The 18,860-nt window shown below is 59.5% G+C and carries 18 protein-coding genes; 4 read left to right on the forward strand and 14 right to left on the reverse strand.

All coding sequences use genetic code 11. From position 1 onward, the window contains the following. The first annotated feature begins 86 nt into the window (after positions 1–86). Positions 87–2,285 (forward strand): ATP-binding protein, encoded by a 2,199-nt coding sequence (locus tag LMTR3_RS12660; RefSeq protein WP_065745325.1) that lies wholly within the window; start codon positions 87–89, stop codon positions 2,283–2,285. A gap of 82 nt (positions 2,286–2,367) precedes the next feature. Here the strand turns inward: LMTR3_RS12660 and LMTR3_RS12665 are convergent, their stop codons facing one another. Continuing rightward, positions 2,368–2,973, reverse strand: a complete 606-nt coding sequence (locus LMTR3_RS12665) for a hypothetical protein (RefSeq protein ID WP_065745326.1) — start codon at positions 2,971–2,973, stop codon at positions 2,368–2,370. A gap of 342 nt (positions 2,974–3,315) precedes the next feature. Next, complete coding sequence (locus LMTR3_RS39990; protein ID WP_210184690.1) at positions 3,316–3,636, reverse strand: helix-turn-helix domain-containing protein; 321 nt, start codon at positions 3,634–3,636, stop codon at positions 3,316–3,318. A gap of 13 nt (positions 3,637–3,649) precedes the next feature. On the opposite strand from LMTR3_RS39990, the gene LMTR3_RS12675 reads away from it, so the two are divergent. Then, complete coding sequence (locus LMTR3_RS12675; protein ID WP_065745327.1) at positions 3,650–4,087, forward strand: hypothetical protein; 438 nt, start codon at positions 3,650–3,652, stop codon at positions 4,085–4,087. A 107-nt stretch (positions 4,088–4,194) separates the two neighbouring features. On the opposite strand, the gene LMTR3_RS12680 is transcribed toward LMTR3_RS12675, so the two are convergent. The 12 genes from LMTR3_RS12680 to LMTR3_RS12735 are packed head-to-tail and all read right to left on the reverse strand — an operon-like array spanning position 4,195 to position 16,209. Beyond that, entirely contained in the window at positions 4,195–4,476 is a 282-nt protein-coding gene (locus LMTR3_RS12680; RefSeq protein ID WP_141686570.1) for a DUF2274 domain-containing protein, read from the reverse strand. A gap of 3 nt (positions 4,477–4,479) precedes the next feature. After that, positions 4,480–5,763, reverse strand: a complete 1,284-nt coding sequence (locus tag LMTR3_RS12685; protein ID WP_065745328.1) for a TraB/TrbI/VirB10 family type IV secretion system protein — start codon at positions 5,761–5,763, stop codon at positions 4,480–4,482. Next, positions 5,760–6,782 (reverse strand): P-type conjugative transfer protein TrbG, encoded by a 1,023-nt coding sequence (gene trbG, locus LMTR3_RS12690; protein ID WP_065745329.1) that lies wholly within the window; start codon positions 6,780–6,782, stop codon positions 5,760–5,762. The genes LMTR3_RS12685 and trbG overlap by 4 nt, the downstream gene beginning before the upstream one ends. Further along, positions 6,779–7,483 (reverse strand): conjugal transfer protein TrbF, encoded by a 705-nt coding sequence (trbF, locus tag LMTR3_RS12695; protein WP_065745330.1) that lies wholly within the window; start codon positions 7,481–7,483, stop codon positions 6,779–6,781. Before trbF ends, trbG begins: the two co-directional genes overlap by 4 nt. A gap of 3 nt (positions 7,484–7,486) precedes the next feature. Beyond that, complete coding sequence (gene trbL, locus LMTR3_RS12700) at positions 7,487–8,647, reverse strand: P-type conjugative transfer protein TrbL (RefSeq protein ID WP_065745331.1); 1,161 nt, start codon at positions 8,645–8,647, stop codon at positions 7,487–7,489. An 11-nt stretch (positions 8,648–8,658) separates the two neighbouring features. Continuing rightward, positions 8,659–9,411, reverse strand: a complete 753-nt coding sequence (trbJ, locus tag LMTR3_RS12705; RefSeq protein WP_065745332.1) for a P-type conjugative transfer protein TrbJ — start codon at positions 9,409–9,411, stop codon at positions 8,659–8,661. Positions 9,412–9,438: 27 nt separating this feature from the next. Next, on the reverse strand, positions 9,439–12,009 hold the full coding sequence (trbE, locus tag LMTR3_RS12710) for a conjugal transfer protein TrbE (RefSeq protein WP_065745333.1): 2,571 nt from the start codon (positions 12,007–12,009) through the stop codon (positions 9,439–9,441). Beyond that, complete coding sequence (locus tag LMTR3_RS12715; protein WP_065745334.1) at positions 12,003–12,260, reverse strand: VirB3 family type IV secretion system protein; 258 nt, start codon at positions 12,258–12,260, stop codon at positions 12,003–12,005. The genes trbE and LMTR3_RS12715 overlap by 7 nt, the downstream gene beginning before the upstream one ends. Continuing rightward, positions 12,260–12,619: a TrbC/VirB2 family type IV secretion system protein gene (locus LMTR3_RS12720; RefSeq protein ID WP_084029554.1), complete on the reverse strand. Its 360-nt coding sequence runs from the start codon at positions 12,617–12,619 to the stop codon at positions 12,260–12,262. Before LMTR3_RS12720 ends, LMTR3_RS12715 begins: the two co-directional genes overlap by 1 nt. Before the next feature lie 18 nt (positions 12,620–12,637). Further along, the gene (gene trbB, locus LMTR3_RS12725) at positions 12,638–13,621 is read right to left on the reverse strand and encodes a P-type conjugative transfer ATPase TrbB (protein ID WP_065745335.1); all 984 of its coding nucleotides are present in this window, start codon (positions 13,619–13,621) and stop codon (positions 12,638–12,640) included. Further along, complete coding sequence (locus LMTR3_RS12730; protein WP_065745336.1) at positions 13,614–14,168, reverse strand: ribbon-helix-helix protein, CopG family; 555 nt, start codon at positions 14,166–14,168, stop codon at positions 13,614–13,616. The genes trbB and LMTR3_RS12730 overlap by 8 nt, the downstream gene beginning before the upstream one ends. Before the next feature lie 13 nt (positions 14,169–14,181). Beyond that, positions 14,182–16,209: a conjugal transfer protein TraG gene (locus LMTR3_RS12735; RefSeq protein ID WP_065745337.1), complete on the reverse strand. Its 2,028-nt coding sequence runs from the start codon at positions 16,207–16,209 to the stop codon at positions 14,182–14,184. A 632-nt stretch (positions 16,210–16,841) separates the two neighbouring features. On the opposite strand from LMTR3_RS12735, the gene LMTR3_RS12740 reads away from it, so the two are divergent. Further along, the gene (locus LMTR3_RS12740) at positions 16,842–17,948 is read left to right on the forward strand and encodes a Fic family protein (protein ID WP_065745338.1); all 1,107 of its coding nucleotides are present in this window, start codon (positions 16,842–16,844) and stop codon (positions 17,946–17,948) included. A gap of 311 nt (positions 17,949–18,259) precedes the next feature. Then, positions 18,260–18,814 carry a hypothetical protein gene (locus LMTR3_RS12745; protein WP_065745339.1) on the forward strand — a complete coding sequence of 185 codons (555 nt, stop codon included), beginning with the start codon at positions 18,260–18,262 and terminating at the stop codon, positions 18,812–18,814. Positions 18,815–18,860 lie beyond the last annotated feature (46 nt).

Genomic DNA, 18,860 nt, shown 5'->3' on the forward strand with positions numbered 1-18,860 from the left:
CGGCACGGTAACCTGAGTAAGCGTTGGGCCAGTTGTGCAAGGGGCGCCGGGTTGTGCTAGCAATGCGCGCAACCGGGAGAAATCATATGGTATCGGGTCGATTGCAGACTAGCCTGGCTGATCGCACCAAAGCTCTTTGCGCCAACATTGTTCTGTTCTACATAGGACTCTACGTTGCGTCTGGCAATGTATTACCGACAGGTGGCCTCGAGAGCGTTTGGTTTCTTAGCGGACTGGCACTGTGGTTTCTGGCATTGCTGTCTGCACCGTGGTTCGTACCTCCTAAGGATGCGCTGTCGAACTCGATCGGGGCCATGGCTATTCTAGTTACGGCCGATCTTGCCGCCGTGGGCGGCCTTAAGCCCCATCTCGAAGCCCTCAGATGGGTTGGCGTCTTCTACTGCACTTTGGTCATGATTGGCGCGGTCGCTGCGCTTTTTGCGCACGACAAAAACAAGCGCTCGCCTATAGGACGATTTTCCTTCAGGACAACTGATACGTTCGGTCAGGGAGAGCTCCTCTACACTCCTCCGGCGTTGATCAGCATCGTGGGCGCTTATCAGAACAGCCCGATTGCCGTCGCTTGGCTAGCGATTCTTTGGACCCTGGTCATTATCGGACGGCCTGCAGAGAGGATCCTCGCAGCCTGGAAGAGCTGGCGAGAAGAAACAGACCGTATCGTCAAGTCGCCGGCTGTGGGCATGATCGAGCGCATCGATCATCCAGGAATCGTGCGCGTGAGATTGGCTCGCCGTGCCTCATGGAAGCCAAATCATCTTTACACAGCTGCAATGTCCGATGGCGATCAGCACTATGTGCTGGCCCTGTTCAGCCAGGTTCAAGGCCTCGAAGTGATGGCGACGGGTCTCTGCGTCGCACAGCTTCAAGAAAAACTTAGCCTAGACGAGGGCGAGGTTATTTATTCGCATTCGTCTGAAAAGACAGCACAGTTCATAGAGACTCTGAGTGGCACTCCCGGAGCAGAGTTGGTTGGCTTCACGGTCGAAAACTCCAATATCGGCGTGTTGCGCTTCGAGGTGTCAGCAGCCTCTCCCCTTGGTGAGGGCGAGGTCGTGTTTGTGAGGTTGAACGGGCGTGACGTTTTCTATCAGATTCTAGATGCGCAAACGGCCGAAGAAAGTTTCGACCAGAACCCACGCGGCACCCACATTGTGAATGCCGTGCAACTCGGCTGCTATTCACTAGAGGGCGGATTCACGAAATATGGCTGGCTCTCTACCATGAACGCACCAGTGTTCTGGGCAAAGGCACGGACTTTTCCTGCGCCAACGCTTCAGCCCGGCGAATTTGTGGTGGGCACAGTTCCGTCAACCAACATTGGTGTGACCGCGAAGCTCGACGACCTCGTTCAATTCCACACCGCCGTGCTTGGAATGACCGGCACCGGCAAGACGGAATTGGCGCTAGATATCGTGCGAGAGGCGGTGAAGAACGATTTCAAGGTGTTCTGTGTTGATTTCACGGGCGAGTACAAGGTTCGACTCGCTACAGTGAATCCGATTGTACCCTCGCCTACCCAACAGCAAATCAACGACCTGGATCAGAAACTCTTTGCGGTTGAGACTGGTAGCTACGGGGCTCCGCAAGAGAAGGCGGCGCTGAAGGCCTGCCTGACCCAGATTAGGGGCTCCGTCGAGACGCAGATCAACTCCTTTCTGACAGGCGCAGAAAAGCTGGCGATACTCGAACTGACGGAGATATCAAATACCAAGGCGACGCTGCGGATTACAGAGCAGTACCTGTCAACCATCATGGCTTGGGCGCGAAAGCATCGGCAGGCGCGCAAAATCCTTATTGTTCTGGAGGAAGCACATACGATTATCCCGGAATCCTTCAGCTCAGGCTTCGATAACGAGACGCAATGGGTCGTCAGCCGGATTGGGCAGATCGCTTTGCAGGGCCGCAAATATGGTGTTGGCCTGCTCGTGATCAGCCAACGGACTGCGCTGGTCAGTAAGACGATTCTCTCCCAGTGCAACACATTCTTGACGCACAGCCTAATCGATCAGACGAGCCTTACTTTCTTGGAAAGCGTCTACAGCGGCCAGCATGTGCGCACGATCCCTAACCTTGGCCGCTTTCAATTTATGGCCGCCGGCAAAGCGATCGGCTCGGAACACCCCGTGCTACTCGGGCGACCGTTTGATCAGGCAAAGAAAGACGCTAGCGACGCTTTACGCCAAACCTTACAGAGTGGAGCTTCTCTTAAGAAATCCTCCGTAGAAGGATTGGACGAGGCACTCCAAGAAGGCGACTTTGATTGAACTCAGCTGTACCCCCCTTCGTCCTTAGCCCAATTGGAGATGAGCGCGACGGCGGCTAGACGCTGGAGCATGATAGGGAGACTTAGCGCTTTGTAACGCCATCGAAAGCATTCGCCTCGAATGCTATAAACGAGGTGCAGGGCACGACAACTTTGTGATATTCCGCGACTCCGATAAAATCTGTCGAGTGAAGAAACAAAAAGCATTTCGGATTGCGCGGGTCATCAGTATCCTCGTCTGCAAAAATAGGCCTACTGTCGCGAGTTAATGCAATAAGCTCACTCTTACCTGGTTCGACTACGCGAGCCGAATCTACGCCAGAAACTCTGAGGCCGTAGTTGCGCTTTTGGTTCATGTGCAAGTAACTGCTGCCGATCGAGCCGGGGCGCACCCCAGTATTGGAGGCCAAGACCGATATCACTCGGTCGTTGGCCGCCTGAAAGCTGAAGATAAGGTTCGAGTTCTTCGACGTGATCGAGTCACGGACAACCGGTACAGCCGCCGTTAGCACGGTTATCAACGCAACCAGGAGCGAAAGGATGGTACTGCTAAAACCTAGGCGCTGGCGGGCCCAGCTTTGCTCTGCTTGGCAATGAATGCATTTGACTGCCTTTTCGTTGATCGGCTCCGCGCAAACTTTGCAGCGCTTCATCCCTTCCGGAAGAGGCCCAACGTGCGCCTCGGCCATCTACTTCCCCCCAACGCCGTCTTAATCGGCAAGCTCCCGCTTCCTTTATCACGAATATCCCGTTAGGTGTAGGTGGGGCTGAACCGTCGCTTCCTCGCCGCTGCCGATAATTTGGGTGCCGAGAGTCTCGCTTCGTCGGGTTTTGATGCCGTGGTCGATGTGGCGCGGTCGTCCAGGACGAGCGACTCTGCACTGTTTGATCTCGCTGGACTAGGCTCATGGAGCGCTTATGTGCGCCCGCATTAGCCCGTCCGTCGCGAGATCAAGCTGGTCGACCTGCCAGCCTTGGCATGATGTCCTGAAGTCCAACCACTCGGAGCCTATCAGAAACCGCCACACACCTTACTCGTTCCGCAACAGCATCCAAGCCTCCACGCCGAGCCCTTTTGCAATGCGGGCAATGTTGTCAATCGACACATTGCGCTCCGAACGCTCGACTGCGCTTAGGTAGGTACGGTTGATCCCGCACTCGTGCGCGAGAGCCTCTTGGCTCAGGCCACGCACAGCGCGTAGCCGGCGCATATTTTTCGCCAAGATATCGCGTAGAGGTCCTTTGTGCGTCCGTTTCACCGCGCCTATGGTGCGGATTGACGCTTTTAAGACGACCGCTTTTAAGTTACATAATGCATCAAGATGGAGTATTATTTCCCTCAGAAACGGCATCCCCTGCGATCAGATGAAGCACGGCACAAATACAGTGGAAGCGTTTTTGGAGCTGACCGGTGAGGAGTTCGGCGCTACCGGTCCAAGCTCCTATCGTGCTGGATATCGCTGCCTTGAAACAGGTGAGATTATTTGCGTGATAGAAATCCCTGCATCAATTGCTGAGCCGGCAATCTTCGCGCAGTCAGATCTGGCGACTATGACGACGCCTGATGGGCGCATAGTAACGACGATAACGAGTGTCGAAGACAGGGATTTGAACGAACGCCAACGGATTATTGCTGAGCCTATTGATGCATTTATCGCACGATCGCTCAGTTCAGAGAATCTTCGTATGGAAGAAGCGACGGTCGCGGACTTGGAAATATTGTTGAAGCGACTCAATCATTCGGCCGACCTCGTCAGCAAAACAATTGGCGAAATGGCAAATAATTTCAAAGGCAGCTCCTAAGATAACAATTGAAGTGTTCCCTTTCGTTGAGGCCCTTATGCGATCCCGACGAGCGCCAGACTAACATGCATAGGCGGGCCTGATTTCCCGCCTAACCGTGCGGGCTCTCAACCTAAATCGTGCCCTTTACGGGTGCGGCGATCCGCAAGGATGCGAGGAACGGCGTCCGCCGTATCCTTTGCGCCGCCAGCCCGATTGGCGCGCCGGAATTTTGCGTCTCCATCAAGAAATGCCTCAAGCATAAACGGTATCAGCTCCGCCACCTCCTCCCGGCTGCCGTACGTCTCAACATAAAAGTCTGCATATTCGCGCAGGCGCTTAGCAAGGCGCGGCGCCAACACAACATTCATCTTCACCTGTGTCCGATCAGGCAGTTTCGCAAGCTTCATCCCTCACCTGCCTTTCGCTACTGTCTTAACGTCCTGGTATGGCCTCATCACCAGATCCTTTGAAACAATCACCCGGAGCGGCCAACCCGGCCGCACCGTGATCGTCGGCTGTACGTCGAGCTCGCGCCCCACCAGGCGCTGGCCGGCACGATTGGTCGTTTGCTGCGTGCTTTCCCGTAGCGCCTTGACGAGATCGCTCTCGTCGTTGCCGATCGAAAGCTGGGTCCCCACCCCGATCAACGTCGCCAACGCCACGCCCTTGAGCACCTGCCAGGTATGGAAATCCACCTGATCCTCAAGCCCGGCGTAACCCGCGACATCCGTGGCCGGAAGGTTTTCGATCACGATCGAGTTTCCGTTCGGCAGGATGAGCCGTGTCCACACAACTAGCGCCCGCTTCTGGCCGAAGGCAACGATGCTATCGTATTTTCCAACGAGCCGCGTTCCCTGCGGGATCAACAGGTGCTCGCCCGTGACCGTGTCGTAGACGTTCTCGGTAACCTGACCGATCGTGGTGCCGGGCAGGTCCGAATTCAGTCCGGTGACAAGGCTGGCCGGAATGATCGACCCCGCCATCACTGCATACTTGGAAGGTGCCGCGGTAAGCCCGTGAGGATTCGCGGTATCGGTGTCAGCCTTCGCACCCACGAACGCGAGCTTTCGCGCCTGCGACGGGGGGATGATCTCGCTGGAGCGGTCGACCATCATTCGCGCTCCCTGTGCCAGCTCTGCAGCCGACGGTCCCTGATCGGCCGCCGGCAGTCGGAATGAGAGCGGCTGGCTGGCTTCCACCTCGGCAGTGCTCGCCTGTTTTCGCTTGTCTTGCTTCTCCGACAGCCGGAAGAACAATCCGGACTCCTTGGCTTGCTGCGCGATGCGCGCCTGGCGGATGCGCTCGGCTCTTTCGGCGTCCTCCTCCGGATTGGTGTGGAAGCCTGGATCCGATGACGCGGTGCCGGTCTTCTTTTCGTTCTCGGCGAAGGCTCGGCCAATGTCGCCTGGCGAAGGCGGCCCCAGGCGGGGCGTTGCTGGGGGTAGATCCTCATAAGACCTTGGCAGCTTGTTCAGACCCTCGGCTGTTTGCTTGCGGTCGGTGTTGTAGAGCTCTGACCGATCGGCTTGTCTGAACGTTAGCGGTCGAAGCGCAATAATCGTTGCCCCCGCAATGAACAGTGCCGCGAGGGCGCAGCCGATCATGAGGGCGCGCCTGTTGAGACGCCGAATTGGCCGCGGCCGTGCCCGCAACTCCAGCGGTTCCGGCGGATCCTGATCTGGTGCACGCGTCATGAGGCGCTCCCAGAGCCAATGGCCTGCGACACCGGCCGCGCGTCGATGCGAATGATCCGGACGGTGCGTTGTGGGTTTTCGCCGAGGCGGAGTTCGGCGGCGCCAAACATCCGATCGACGATATAGTACGTGCCACGAACGCGGTAGTTTACTAGATTTGGACGACCGTCGGCGCCTGCCACAAACAAGGGCGGTGCTTCACCTTGGGACAGGCCCGACGGCATCTGGATAAAGACCTTGCGGCCATCATCGAAGGCGCGTAGCGGCCGCCACGGAGGATCATCGCCTTCAATGCGATAACGGAAATTCAAGCTGTCGAGCCGCACCCCGCGGTCGGCCACTCGTTCCTCGTTAGCCGTAGCGACGGCATTTTGCTTGTGAAGCGCAACCAGCTTGTCCGTCGGGTAGGTCCAGGAGATCGAGGCCATGTAGGTCTGCTTGGTCGAGACAAGCTCCAGGTGGTAGGTGCGCCGATCCGTCAAGACTACGAGGTTGGTCTGGATGTCCGGCAACGTTGGTTTGACCAGGATGTGCACCCGCCGGGAGCTACCCTGCCCGCTCGCGGTATCTCCAACGACCCAACGGACCGTATCTCCCGTCGAGACGTCAATCAGTTCCTCACCTGCTTGAAGCGCGATGGTTGCAACCTTCTCTGGGCTTGCATAGAGCCGGTAGAGAGCTCCCTCCGTCCATGGATAGACTTGAATCGCATTGATGTAGCCGGCGCGCGTCGGCTCCATCCGCGCCGCCTTGTTGGCCTTCGCGATCGCCAGCTCTGGTGGGAGCTTTTCTTCCTTTGCGCCTTTCGGATAAGGCTTCAATTGGCCGGGTAGCGGCAAAATCTTTGGCGTTTCGACGATCTGGACCGGCTTGGGCGGGTCTACCTCCGGAAGCGCCTGCTCAAACGTCATATCGTCATAGGGTGCTTCGAGATTGAGCTTGGTGGCGCATCCTGCGAGCCCAAGCGACAATGCAAGGACACTGGCAGACGCGAGCTTGGTGAGGGCAGCAAAATTCATTTGGCGTCTCCAATGAGGTCGCGCGACCAGTTGAGGGAATGGACGTAGAGCCCGAGGGGATTCTTGCGCAGCGTCTCGGCGTCTCCCGGCGGCTTGAGAACCGTGGTGACAAGCCCGGTGAAACGCTCGGTCTTGGCGATCGAGCCGTTCTCGTAGGCGTTTTCCTTCCAGCGGATCTCAAAACTGTCGCCGGACGCACGCACCACCGAGGTGACTTCGGCGGTGACCGTTTTGGAGCCGATCTTCGCGAACGGATCGGTTTCACGCGCGTATTCGTTCAAGGCCAGCGCACCGCGATCAGTGACGAAATCGTAAGCGCGCAGCCAGTTAGTTCGAACGATGATGGGATCGATCGACAAGGAGCGGACGTTTTCGATGAACCGCGCCAGAAAGTGCGCGATCTGCGCATCTGAAGGCTGATAGGCTTCGAGCGCAGGCCCGACGGCGCGTACCTCGCCAAGCCGGTCGACTTCGACCACGTAAGGAACGACGCCCGAGCGGCCGATCACGACGAAAAGCGTCAATCCAAGCAGGCCGGACAAGGCGGTCGCTGACAGCGCCGTAACTCGCCAGTTGCTCGCCTGAACCCGCGCGGAGCCTAAGCGCTCGTCCCAGACCTGGGCTGCCTTCTGATAGGGCGTCACGGGTTCTGGCGTTTCACCATATCGAACGGACACGCGTTGAAAGGCATGACCAGCCATGTGTCAGTCCTCCCCAAGCTTCGGACCGGACGAGTGCCCACCCTTGTCACCCTCTTTCAGGGTATGGGCGATAACCCGCGCAGCTTCACTTGCTCGCTGCCGTCCTGCTGCTGCGGGCTTGGCGGAGCCCCCCGATTCCGTTCCACTCGCCGCACGACCACCGCCTGGGCTCGAGAGTTGATCGATGGCGGAACCGCGCGTCGTGCCACCGGACGTCGATGCAGCTCCTGCCAGCGACGCCGCCGAACGAACCGCCGTTCCTGATCCACTTGCTACTGCTCGGAGCCCGCCCATCGCCGCTGTCCCTCCCCCAATTGCAACGGCGGCTGCGCCCGCCACAGTTCCGGCGGCAGCACCAGCACCCAGCTGAGGCGCCCCCGAAACAAGACCAGCAGCAATGCCCGGACAAAAGATTCCAAGTCCAAACAGAGAAAGCGCCGCAAGCAGAAGGCTCATGGCCGACGCAATGTCGATTGGCCGAGTCAACGTGCTCGCCAGCTGACCAAAGATGGTCGAACCGATGCCGATGATGATTGCCAGCACCATTACCTTCACGCCGGAGGCGACGACGTTGCCGAGCGTCTTCTCGGCCAGAAACGCGGTTTTGCCCCAGAGCGCGAATGGCACCAGGATGAAGCTCGCAAGCGTGGTCAGCTTGAACTCGATCAGCGTAACGAAGAGCTGGACCGAGAGCACAAAGAACGCGAGCACGATCACGATCCAGCAAAACAGAAGGATCAGGATCGTCGGCAGATTGGTCAGCACATCGAAGCCAGAGAACTGGCTCGTCTCCTCCAGAAGCGGATGCGCTGCGGTAAATCCGGCGGAAGCGACGAACCCCGGTCGGGTCAGGTCCGCGGCACTGAGGGTGCCGCCAGCCGCCTTCAGGCCAATACTCGAGAACGAGCCGAAGATGATATCGGCGAGGCTCTTGAAGTTTACGATGATGAAGGCGAACGCGCCAACATAGAGCACCTTCTTCGCAAGCGTCACCAGCATCTGATCGTCGGCTCGCACGCTCCAGGCGAGCCCGGCAAGCGTGAGATCGATAACGACGAGCGTCGAACTTAAGAAGGAGACTTCGCCGGACAGAAGGCCAAAGCCTGAGTCAATGTACCTCGAGAAGGTCTCGGTGAAGCGGTCGATGACGGAGAGATCAGCCATGATGCCCTCTCCTACTTGCGGCCGGCGTAGGCGTGGCCATCGCCGATGAAGCGGATGAAGCGCTCGCGGGCGGCCGCAACGGCAGCCTGCTGCTCCGCCGCTCTTAACGTGTCTGCGCGTGCCTGGGTTGCGAGCAGCGCCTGCGTCTGCAGCGACTGCTTGACCTGCAGGGCGAGCAGTTCGTTACCCGACTGTTGGGCCTGCAGCGAGCCAACCGCGCCCGACGAGTTCGCCATCAAGGTACGAAGCGTTTGGCCGTCTTGGTCCAGGGTGCTGACGATGGCCGACTGGACGGTCAGCGTCTGCTTCAGCCCCTCGTAGCTGTTGTTCCAGCGCGCGGTCGCGTCCTGCACCATCTTGTCGGATGAGGTGGCCGCCCCGTACTGGTGAGGATAGAACCGCGCAAAACCCTGCTGCGTCCTCTGAACGTCAAATGAGATTCCCTTCGCTTGCGCTATGAGGCTGTTCATCTGACTTATGGTCGACGTGAGCTCGCCGACGACACTAGTCGGGAGGCGTGTTAAGTGTTTGGCCTGGTTGAGAAGCGACTGGGCCTGATTTTCGAGGCTTCTGACCTGGTTATTGATTTGCTCAAGCGCTCGTGCGGCCGTCAGCAGGTTCTGGCTGTAATTCGATGGATCGAAGACGATGACCTGCGCGCCAAGGCGTCGCGAGCCGTTCACGGCGATGATGAGAGATAGAACAATGGTTACCGATGCTCCTAAGGTTGTGCGAGAGCATAGGCAGCAGATGCCTTTGAGCATGAGGGTACTCCGAGGTTGAGGTTGAACTCAGGCCTTGTGGGCCTGTTCGAAGGTGCTAATCAGGTTCGCGGCCCAGTGCAGATTTCGTTCAGCGAGATAGCGCTCGGCAAAATGATGAGGGCCCGACCGGGCCAAGACCGCTTCGATGCTGCGCTGGTCTTCCGCCGAGGATGCTCCGACGAGCGCAAGCGCGACCGGCCCGAGGCCGAGCTCGAACAAGCGGTCGCCTGCGCGAGACTGCAGGTAATAGTCACGCTTGGGAAAGGCTTCGGCGATCAATCTCACCTGGGTATCGTTCAAGCCGAAGCGCCGATAGGTTTCGGTTTGCGTCGGCTCGAGGGCGCGAGGATTCGGCAGGAATATTCGCGTCGGGCAGGACTCGATGATGGCGGGCGCTATCTCGCTGTCGGCGATATCGGCAAGCGATTGGGTCGCGAAGATCACCGCGACGTTCTTCTTGCGCAGCGTCTTCAGCCATTCGCGTATCCGGCTGGCAAACAACGGATCGTCCAGAAAGACCCAGGCTTCATCGAGCACGAGCAAGGTCGGCCGGCCATCAAAGCGCGCTTCCAAAGTGTGGAAGAGATAGGTGAGAACGGGCGCGACCAAGCTGGGCAACGCCATCAGTTCCTCCATTTCGAAGGTCAGAACGTCGGCGCTCGAGAGACGGTCGGCGTCCGCATCAAGGAAACGGCCGTAAGGTCCTTCGAGTGTATAAGGCTGCAGCGCCTGGCGAAGGGAATCGCGGGCAAGCAGCGCCACGAGCCCGGTCATCGTGCGCTGGGAAACAGGTGCCGTGCCGAGGCTCTTGAGCGCCGACCAGACGGTTTCTTTCACTTCGGGCGTCACGGTAACGCGATCGTGGGCAAGCACACCGCAGAGCCAATCCAGCGCCCAAAGCCGCGCCCCCTCCTCCGCGACATCCTTGAGCGGCTGAAATGCGATGCCGCCCTTGGCGCCGAGTTCGTACCAGGCCCCGGACAGAGCAAGCGTAGTGGCGCGGGCGGAGCGCCCCTTGTCGAACGTGATCAGCTGGGCATCCGGGTAGCGGCGGAACTGCAGGGCGAGCATCGATAGCAGCACCGACTTGCCCGCGCCCGTTGGCCCCACGACGATGGTGTGTCCGACATCTCCGGCATGGAGCGAGAGACGGAACGGGGTCGCGCCCTTGGTTTTGGCGATCAGAAGCGGCGGACCGTCGAGGTGTTCACAGCGTTCCGACCCTGCCCACACGGCCGACAGCGGACACATATGGGCGAGGTTGAGTGTGTGAACGATGGGCTGGCGAATATTCGCGTAAGCCTGTCCCGGCAGCCCGCCAAGCCACGCTTCTACCGCATTGACGCTTTCCCGGATCGTGGTGAAGCCGCGGCTATTGATCACCCGTTCGACGAGACGGATCTTGTCGTCGGCAGCGCGTGCGTCCTCATCTGCAACTGTGACAGTTGTCGTGATGTAGCCGAACGCCACTAGATCATCGCCAAGTTCGGTGAGCGCGGCGTCCGCATCGACTGCCTTGTTGCTGGCGTCGGTATCAACGAGCGCCGCTTGCTCGTTGAACATGACCTCCTTGACGATTGCGGCCATCGATTTTCGCTTGGCGAACCATTGGCGGCGATATCGCGACAGCGTCGCATTTGCCTGCGTGCGGTCGAGTGCCAGGAATCGCGTTGCCCAGCGATAGGCAATCCCAAGCCGGTTCAATTCGTCAAGCAAGCCCGGATAGGTCACCGACGGGAAGCCGAGCACGGTCAGCGCACGCAGATGGTTGCGGCCGATTGCCGGCGACAATCCACCGGTCAACGGCTCGTCGCTCAGAAAACAATCGAGATAGGCCGGGATTTCGGGAACGGCAACCGGATGGCGCTTGGTGGAAACACAGCTGTGCAGGTAGGTCAGCGTCTCCTCGTCGCCAAGCGGCCAGATCTCCGGCAGGACGGAAGACAGAAGATCAATCGCCCGGTCGGTTTCCTGCACAAAGCGCTCAAGGTGGTCCCAATAGCTGTGCTCGCGCGACGGCTGAGATCGATCATCCTCTACACCGGTCTCAGAAACATCGTCGTTTTGCGTCCCCTCCTCTTGCCGGCCTATATCAGCACGCTGCTGACACCGTCCCGCAGCCTGCTTCTCCCGCGGACGCTCCAGAAACAATCCCTCTAGCCGCGACACGCGTTCAGCCGGTGGCAGAAACATCAAGGTAAGGTGCAGCACACTTTCAAAATGCTGCCCGCGCGGACGTGAGGGGTCGTCCCACGACGCATCAGAGGTGCTCTCAAAGGCCGCCCGCCGCTCCTCGTCGACCAGCCAGGACACCGCGTCGGGAAACTGTGAGCGCGGATATTCAGAGGCCTCGATCCGCGTGGCGTCGAAAAACAGCGCCCAGCCTGAGCCAAAGCGCTTCAGAACGTTATTGACCCGCGAGACCACGCTCATGAGTTCGGCCTCGGTCGCGCTGTCGAGATCGGGTCCCCGGTAGCGGATGGTACGCTGGAAGCTGCCGTCTTTGTTCAGAACGACGCCCGGGGCGACGAGGCACGCCCAAGGCAGCCAATCGGCCAGGCGATAGGCATGGCCGCGGAATTCTCTCAAGTTCAGCATGCAAGCCAGCCCTTATGTTTGGTGTGGCGGACGGCGACCTCGACAAAGGCGGGATCGCGCTTGGCAAGCCAGACGGCTATGCCGTGACCGACGATCCAAAGCATGAGACCTGCGAGCCAAAGCCGCAAGCCGAGCGCCAGCACAGCCGACACTGTGCCGATCAGAATGGCGGCGGCGCGCGGCGCACCACCGATCAGGATGGGTTCGGTCAACGAGCGGTGGAGCACAAGTTCGAAACCATCCGGACGCATCAGATCAGCGCTCCGCCGCCGAACGAGAAGAACGAAAGGAAGAAGGAGCTCGCTGCAAAGGCTATCGAGAGGCCGAACACGACCTGGACCATCTTGCGGAACCCGCTGGAGGTGTCGCCGAAGGCAAGCGAAATGCCGGTCACCGTGATGATGATGACGGCGACGATCTTGGCGACCGGCCCCTGCACGGATTCCAGGATACGCTGCAGCGGAGCTTCCCACGGCATGCCCGAGCCGGCCGCGTGCGCCGCCGACGCCGTCAAAAGCACACAGCCGGCTGCCGCTCCGAACCCAATAAGGAGGCGTTTGTGAACTCGGAGAAAGAAGAAACACGACCTTGAACGCAGCAAAACATGCATATCGAACTCTCCGTGAGGTCAGGGACGATGGGAGGTAGTGGGAAGGCCGGGCGGGGTTTCCAGATGGTAGTCGCCAGCGGGATCGAGGCCCTTGAGTTCGGCGACCGCCTCGATCCGCCGCGCGGGCCCTCGCCCCTTGATGAAGACGATGAGATCGATCGCCTCGGCGATAAGCCGGCGCGGCACTGTGGTAACGGCTTCCTGGACCAGTTGCTCGATCCGGTAGAGGGCCGCGCGTGCCGAATTGGCGTGAACCGTGGCGATCCCGCCGGGATGGCCTGTGTTCCAGGCCTTCAGCAGGTCGAGCGCTTCGGCTCCTCTCACCTCACCGACAATGATGCGGTCAGGACGCAAGCGGAGCGTAGAACGCACGAGATCGGCAAGGCTTGCCACACCCGGCTTGGTCCGGAGCGTCACGGCATCCTTGGCCTCGCAGCGGAGCTCGCGGGTGTCCTCGATGATAACGATGCGTTCATTAAGGCCGGCGATCTCCGCCAGAAGCGCATTGGCAAGCGTCGTCTTGCCCGATCCCGTGCCGCCGGCAACCAGAATGCTTCGGCCTTCTGTAACCGCGGCGGTGAGCACCTTGGCCATCACGGGTGAAGCAATCTGCGCCTTGACGTAGTCAGAGAGACGGAAGGTGGTCGTTGCAGGTTTGCGGATAGCAAAGCACGGCGCGAGCGAGACCGGCGGCAGAACGCCTTCAAACCGCTCACCGGTTTCGGGCAGCTCGGCCGAGATGATCGGGAATGCCCCGCTTGCCTCGGCGCGTACATGGCTTGCGACCAGGCGGATGATCCGCTCAGACTCCTGTGGCGTCAGCACCACGCCGGTGTCCGCGCGCCCGGACCCATGCCGGTCGAGCCAGAGCCTGCCGTCCGGATTGACCATCACCTCGACGACGTCGGCCTCTTCCAGGGCCAGCGCGATGGCCGGGCCCATCGCGGTCCGCAACATTCCGCGGCGCCGCTCGCGGGTTTCGGGCGAGAGAAGATCAGACATGGCCGACCTCCTCCCGCCCTGCCGGAGACAGCCCCGGCTGCTCGCCCGTCGCATGCTGCGAGCGGGATCCCGTTGAGGAGCCTTCCTTGCCGGCGCCGAGCGGCGCTCCCTCCTCGAGGTGCCGCATGAAGAGGTCCGGATTTGAAGTTGAGACCTGCTCCATGACATCGGCAACCAGCCGGCCGCCCGACGCGACGCGCTTGCCGACCTGGACGACGAACATTTCGAACCGCTCACGTCCAAGCGCGCGTGCGGCATCCTGATCACCCGAAGGCAGAGGCGGCGTGATCGTCAGGTAGTAGCGGACAAACAGAGCAATGGTTTCGGCCATGATCGAGAGATCACGTTCCGACCGATCGAGCTGCCGGCTCATACGGTCGAGCCGGCGGATCAACGCGGCATCGCCGCTAGCGTCGCGCTCCGGATTCAGGAAGCGATCGAGCGCCGCTTCGATGATCGCCGATTTGTTGGTTCCGGGTCGCTTGGCAGCTAACTCAAGCCGCTCTGCCACGCTGTCAGAAACATAGGCCGAGAGTTTGGGTTTCATTCGAGAATTCCCGTCAGAACGCAGGAAGGAGATCGTCGTCGTCGCGGGTCACGGCGTGGGCGCTGCGGATGGTGCTTGAGGCGTTGGCCACTCGCTGCATCTGGTTGCGATCGGCGGCGACGTCTGCGTCATCATCGAGCAGGCGCTCCTCGGCGAACCTCGCTGTTTCGACATGAGGTTTTGTGTCTTCGAACAGCGGCAGCTGCTGCTTGAGGCCGCCCTCCTCGGCTCCTGACTGCATGAGGTCGCGGTACGGGAGGGTCGCCAACCGAAGATCGACAGTGCGGATCTGGCTGGCCCAGTCGTTTGGACGTGCCGCCGGACGGTCGCGATACTCGTCCGTGGCGAGCTGTGGCGGCGAACGCAGGCGCCCTACAAAATTTGCATCCTCGTAGTGCCTGAGCTTATTGGCCCGAACCGGTGCAAGGCCGGAGACCAGCACGATGGCCTGGTCGGGCGGCAACTGCATCACCTCGCCCGGAGTGAGCAGCGGCCGAGCTGTCTCCTGGCGGCTGACCATCACGTGGCCGAGCCAGGGCGCGAGCCGGTGACCGGCATAGTTCCGCTGTGCCCTTAATTCGGTCGCGGTACCCAGCGCGTCGGAAATGCGCTTTGCGGTGCGTTCGTCGTTTGCCGCAAACGCGATGCGGACGTGGCAATTGTCCAGGATCGCGTTGTTCTCGCCATAGGCCTTGGCGATCTGATTGAGCGACTGGGCGATCAAATAAGCGCGGATGCCGTAGCCGGCCATAAAAGCGAGCGCGCTTTCAAAGAAATCAAGCCGGCCGAGCGCCGGGAATTCGTCCAGCATCAACAAAAGCTGGCGCTGCTTGGCCTCACCCGCCTTCGTGTTCAAGGATTCGGTCAAGCGGCGGCCGATCTGGTTGAGGATTAGCCGGATCAAGGGCTTGGTGCGGCTGATGTCCGAGGGCGGTACGACCAGGTAAAGCGTGACCGGCTGTTCGGCGCCGACGAGATCGGCGATGCGCCAATCGCAGCTTTCGGTGTTCCGGCTGACGACGGGGTCGCGATAGAGCCCCAGGAAGCTCACGGCCGTCGACAGCACGCCGGAGCGCTCGTTCTCGGACTTGTTGAGAAGCTCGCGCGCGGTCGCGGCGACCACGGGATGGACCTTTGGTTCAGCCTCGGTTCCGAGATGGTTTGTGGCCATCATGATCCGCAGCGTCTTCTCAAAGGACTGCGCGGGATCGGCCAGGATCTCGGTCACTCGGGTGAGCGTCTTCTGCTCTTCCGCATAAAGAACATGAAGGATGACGCCGACCAACAGGGAATGGCTGGTCTTTTCCCAATGGGTGCGGCGTTCCAGGGCTCCTTCCGGGTCGACCAGGATGTCGGCGATGTTCTGGACATCGCGCACTTCCGCAGCGCCTTTTCGGACCTCAAGCAACGGATTATAGCGGGCACTTCTCGCGTCGGTCGGATTGAACAACAGGCAATGCGAGAAACTTGTTCGCCAGCCAGAGGTTAGCTCCCAATTCTCACCTTTGATGTCATGCACCACCGCGGACGAAGTCCAGGACAATAGCGTCGGCAGCACAAGTCCAACGCCTTTGCCGGAGCGTGTCGGGGCAAAGCACATGACGTGCTCCGCTCCATCATGACGCAAGTAGTTGCTTGCAAGCCGCCCAAGAAACACGCCTTTTGGCGCGAACAGGCCGGCTTCCTTGATCTCCTTTGGCGTCGCCCAGCGTGCCGAGCCATAAGTCGTTACGAGCTGATTTTGCCGCGCCCGCCACACCGAATTGAGTACGGCAAACAGTGCGCCCACGACACCGCCGGCCCCAGCAATGACACCACCTGTTTCAAAGATCTCGGGTGCATAGGCCTCGTAGGCGTACCACCACTCGAACAATCGCCAGGGCAGATAGACGGGATGATCTGCAATCAAAAACCAGGGCGCGCCAAGCCGCGCCTGAAAGCCGAGGGCCGCCGCGGTCCATTGCGTCGCTGTCCACGTTGACGCGATGACAATGCCGAAGACGACAGTGATCTGACCGACGTAGATTTTTGCCGGAAACATTTTCCGCCCCACTCACTCTCGCAACGAGTGCGGCGAGATGAAAAGCGGGAGTGCGCCGAGCATTCAACCGGAATAAAAATCGACTGGGACAACGAAATCCGCCCCGATCAAACTGATCGATGAGAGATCGTCGGTACGCCAATTTCAGCGTAGTTGAGGAAGCGCCTCAATAGAAGGTGAACGGCATGATCAAATTGGATCAATTGTTCAGCCCGGCTCTGATTGCTCCGCGCGCACGCCTATCCCGAAGTGAGAGAACGAATCGAACGAACCCGGTTTGAGCATTCGTCTTCGACTGGTCGCATCGCCTGATTGCGCCGAAGAGCGCGCGTTCCACTCGTTTTTGCGAAACGAGTTTAGCTGGGCGCGAACGAACGCCCCGCTTAGCCATTCAGTCGCGGACACTTGCGGTCGCTCTGCCGTTAGGGTGCGGGCAAAATAGTCCGCCAAAGGAAGTCAGGCGACACTGGCCGAATTGGAGAACGTCGGAGAAAGCCTCAGTCTATTGACCTACCATGATACCGTAGTTTCTACGATGCGGAGATTAGCCAGGCTATTCTCCGCATATTTTGCAGGAAATCCCTTGTGAATGCGAAGAAACCCCGCCATATTCTCCGCAAGGAGTGCGGAGAATGTCCGAATATATTCACCAACTGCCTGATTGGCCTAACTTTTCCTGGAATACTGAGATCCTTGCGAAGCAGCTCGCGGCCGTACGCCTGCGCCAGGGACAGCTCATAGGCCGGATGCAGGCACTGGGCTTCCCGCAGCAGGAAGAGGCCGTCCTGACTACCCTGACCGAGGAAGTCCTCAAGTCCAGCGAAATCGAGGGAGAAAAACTCGACAAGGATGCGGTGCGCTCATCGCTCGCGCGGCGGCTCGGCGTGGACGCGGGCGCCTTACCGTCGGCGGATCGCAACGTCGAAGGCATGGTCGAGATGATGCTCGACGCCACTCAGAAGTTCAAAGCCGAGCTCACGGCAGAGAGGCTCTTCGGCTGGCATGCGTCGCTCTTTCCGACAGGCCGCAGCAACATGAAGAAGATCGCTGTGGGAGCCTGGCGCGACGCTTCGGCAGGACCGATGCAGGTCGTCTCCGGCGACTACGGACGTGAGCGCGTGCATTACGAGGCACCGGCCGCCGAAAGGCTAGATGCTGAAATGGCCGCGTTTCTCGATTGGTACAACGCCGAAGAGAAGATCGATCCGATCATCAAGGCCGCAATCGCACATCTTTGGTTCGTGACAATCCACCCCTTCGAGGATGGCAATGGACGTATCGCGCGCGCCATCGCCGACATGTCGCTTGCCCGGTCAGAAGGAATTCCGCAGCGCTTCTACAGCATGTCGGCCCAGATACGCGCAGAACGAAAGACCTACTACGATATGCTGGAGAGCACCCAGAAGGGCGACCTCAACATCACGCCGTGGCTTGAGTGGTTCTTGGATTGTCTCGACCGCGCCTTCAGTGGGGCTGAAACCATTCTCGCAGCTGTGCTTGAGAAGGCGGACTTCTGGAAACGGCACACCTCTGCCAGCATCAATGATCGACAGCGCGATATGTTGAATCGTCTGCTTGACGGTTTCGAGGGAAAGATAACCTCGAGCAGGTGGGCAACGATCGAAAAATGCTCGCCCGATACAGCGTTGCGCGACATCCAGGGCCTTGTTGATCAGGGTATCCTGACCAAAGATCAGGGGGGCGGAAGAAGCACGAGCTACTCCCTCGCCTCGGCTTGACGGCCCCTACCCGCGATACACTGCACGCAACGGGCGATCGTCAACGCACCCGACGCTTCCGCCGCCACAGGCGACGGTCGCAGCCGCCGACAAGGATACCTTCAGCAACGAGGCTGCTGCCGAACGCAGACATACCCACAGGCAATTCTGCATCAAGCGTGCATTAATATAGCCAAACAACCTGAAAGCGTGCAGTATCAGAACGTTTAGAATCTGAACGCATCCGCAAGGGCGAGCCAGATTGCGACGCCCGATGCTGCGTTGAGACCAGATCCTTTTTTATCAGGACGCCGCTTTGAGCCGGGAACGCAATGGCCAAGATCGTTATTCTGTTCGCGCTGACGCTTGCACTTAATCTCGCACTCAAGTTTTTCGTTGCACCGCGATATGGCAAGGATGTTGCGGCGCGCTTTCTCGAGCATCTGAAGTACATACCCTCGCAGAACGAAGCGCTCAGCCAGGCTTCCCTCGCACGCTGGCTCGCTGATAAAACGCAATCAGGCGCGATCCGCGGCTACGTCTTTCCGGTGCTGTTCCCGCTCGACTTTCTTTTCCTGATTTGCCTCGGGCTCTTCCTTGGATTTGCGTCGGTGCCGCTGGCGGAGCGATTGGAATTCCTGTCGAGCCTGCCAGTCTGGATCTGGTGGATGCTTCCGATCTGCTACATGGCCTTCGATATTGCGGAAGACATCGTCATTGCAGCCATCTTCAAATCGTTCGTTCCACTTACGGCAGACTCATTCCGGCTGCTGAGCAGCCTCACCGCGATCAAGATTGCATCTGTAAAGGCTGCGATCGCCCAAGTCATCCTCCTCGGCGCGCTGAATTTGCTCTCGTATTTCATCCCTTTCGGCAGGCCGATCTGAGCGAGACACGGCGACTATCGATTGCAACCAGTTCTACTGGAGAACA

Origin of the sequence: Bradyrhizobium sp. LMTR 3 (genome assembly GCF_001693485.1) — a bacterium.
Taxonomy (GTDB): domain Bacteria; phylum Pseudomonadota; class Alphaproteobacteria; order Rhizobiales; family Xanthobacteraceae; genus Bradyrhizobium.

Coding starts and splice junctions, on each gene's coding strand:
- LMTR3_RS12685 (WP_065745328.1), bottom strand. CDS start 5,763: ATGACGCGTGCACCAGATCAGGATCCGCCGGAACCGCTGGAGTTGCGG.
- LMTR3_RS12745 (WP_065745339.1), top strand. CDS start 18,260: ATGGCCAAGATCGTTATTCTGTTCGCGCTGACGCTTGCACTTAATCTC.
- LMTR3_RS12660 (WP_065745325.1), top strand. CDS start 87: ATGGTATCGGGTCGATTGCAGACTAGCCTGGCTGATCGCACCAAAGCT.
- trbF (WP_065745330.1), bottom strand. CDS start 7,483: ATGGCTGGTCATGCCTTTCAACGCGTGTCCGTTCGATATGGTGAAACG.
- LMTR3_RS12720 (WP_084029554.1), bottom strand. CDS start 12,619: ATGCATGTTTTGCTGCGTTCAAGGTCGTGTTTCTTCTTTCTCCGAGTT.
- LMTR3_RS39990 (WP_210184690.1), bottom strand. CDS start 3,636: ATGCCGTTTCTGAGGGAAATAATACTCCATCTTGATGCATTATGTAAC.
- trbB (WP_065745335.1), bottom strand. CDS start 13,621: ATGTCTGATCTTCTCTCGCCCGAAACCCGCGAGCGGCGCCGCGGAATG.
- LMTR3_RS12730 (WP_065745336.1), bottom strand. CDS start 14,168: ATGAAACCCAAACTCTCGGCCTATGTTTCTGACAGCGTGGCAGAGCGG.
- LMTR3_RS12675 (WP_065745327.1), top strand. CDS start 3,650: ATGAAGCACGGCACAAATACAGTGGAAGCGTTTTTGGAGCTGACCGGT.
- trbE (WP_065745333.1), bottom strand. CDS start 12,009: ATGCTGAACTTGAGAGAATTCCGCGGCCATGCCTATCGCCTGGCCGAT.
- trbL (WP_065745331.1), bottom strand. CDS start 8,647: ATGGCTGATCTCTCCGTCATCGACCGCTTCACCGAGACCTTCTCGAGG.
- trbJ (WP_065745332.1), bottom strand. CDS start 9,411: ATGCTCAAAGGCATCTGCTGCCTATGCTCTCGCACAACCTTAGGAGCA.
- LMTR3_RS12665 (WP_065745326.1), bottom strand. CDS start 2,973: ATGGCCGAGGCGCACGTTGGGCCTCTTCCGGAAGGGATGAAGCGCTGC.
- LMTR3_RS12680 (WP_141686570.1), bottom strand. CDS start 4,476: ATGAAGCTTGCGAAACTGCCTGATCGGACACAGGTGAAGATGAATGTT.
- LMTR3_RS12715 (WP_065745334.1), bottom strand. CDS start 12,260: ATGCGTCCGGATGGTTTCGAACTTGTGCTCCACCGCTCGTTGACCGAA.
- LMTR3_RS12740 (WP_065745338.1), top strand. CDS start 16,842: ATGTCCGAATATATTCACCAACTGCCTGATTGGCCTAACTTTTCCTGG.
- LMTR3_RS12735 (WP_065745337.1), bottom strand. CDS start 16,209: ATGTTTCCGGCAAAAATCTACGTCGGTCAGATCACTGTCGTCTTCGGC.
- trbG (WP_065745329.1), bottom strand. CDS start 6,782: ATGAATTTTGCTGCCCTCACCAAGCTCGCGTCTGCCAGTGTCCTTGCA.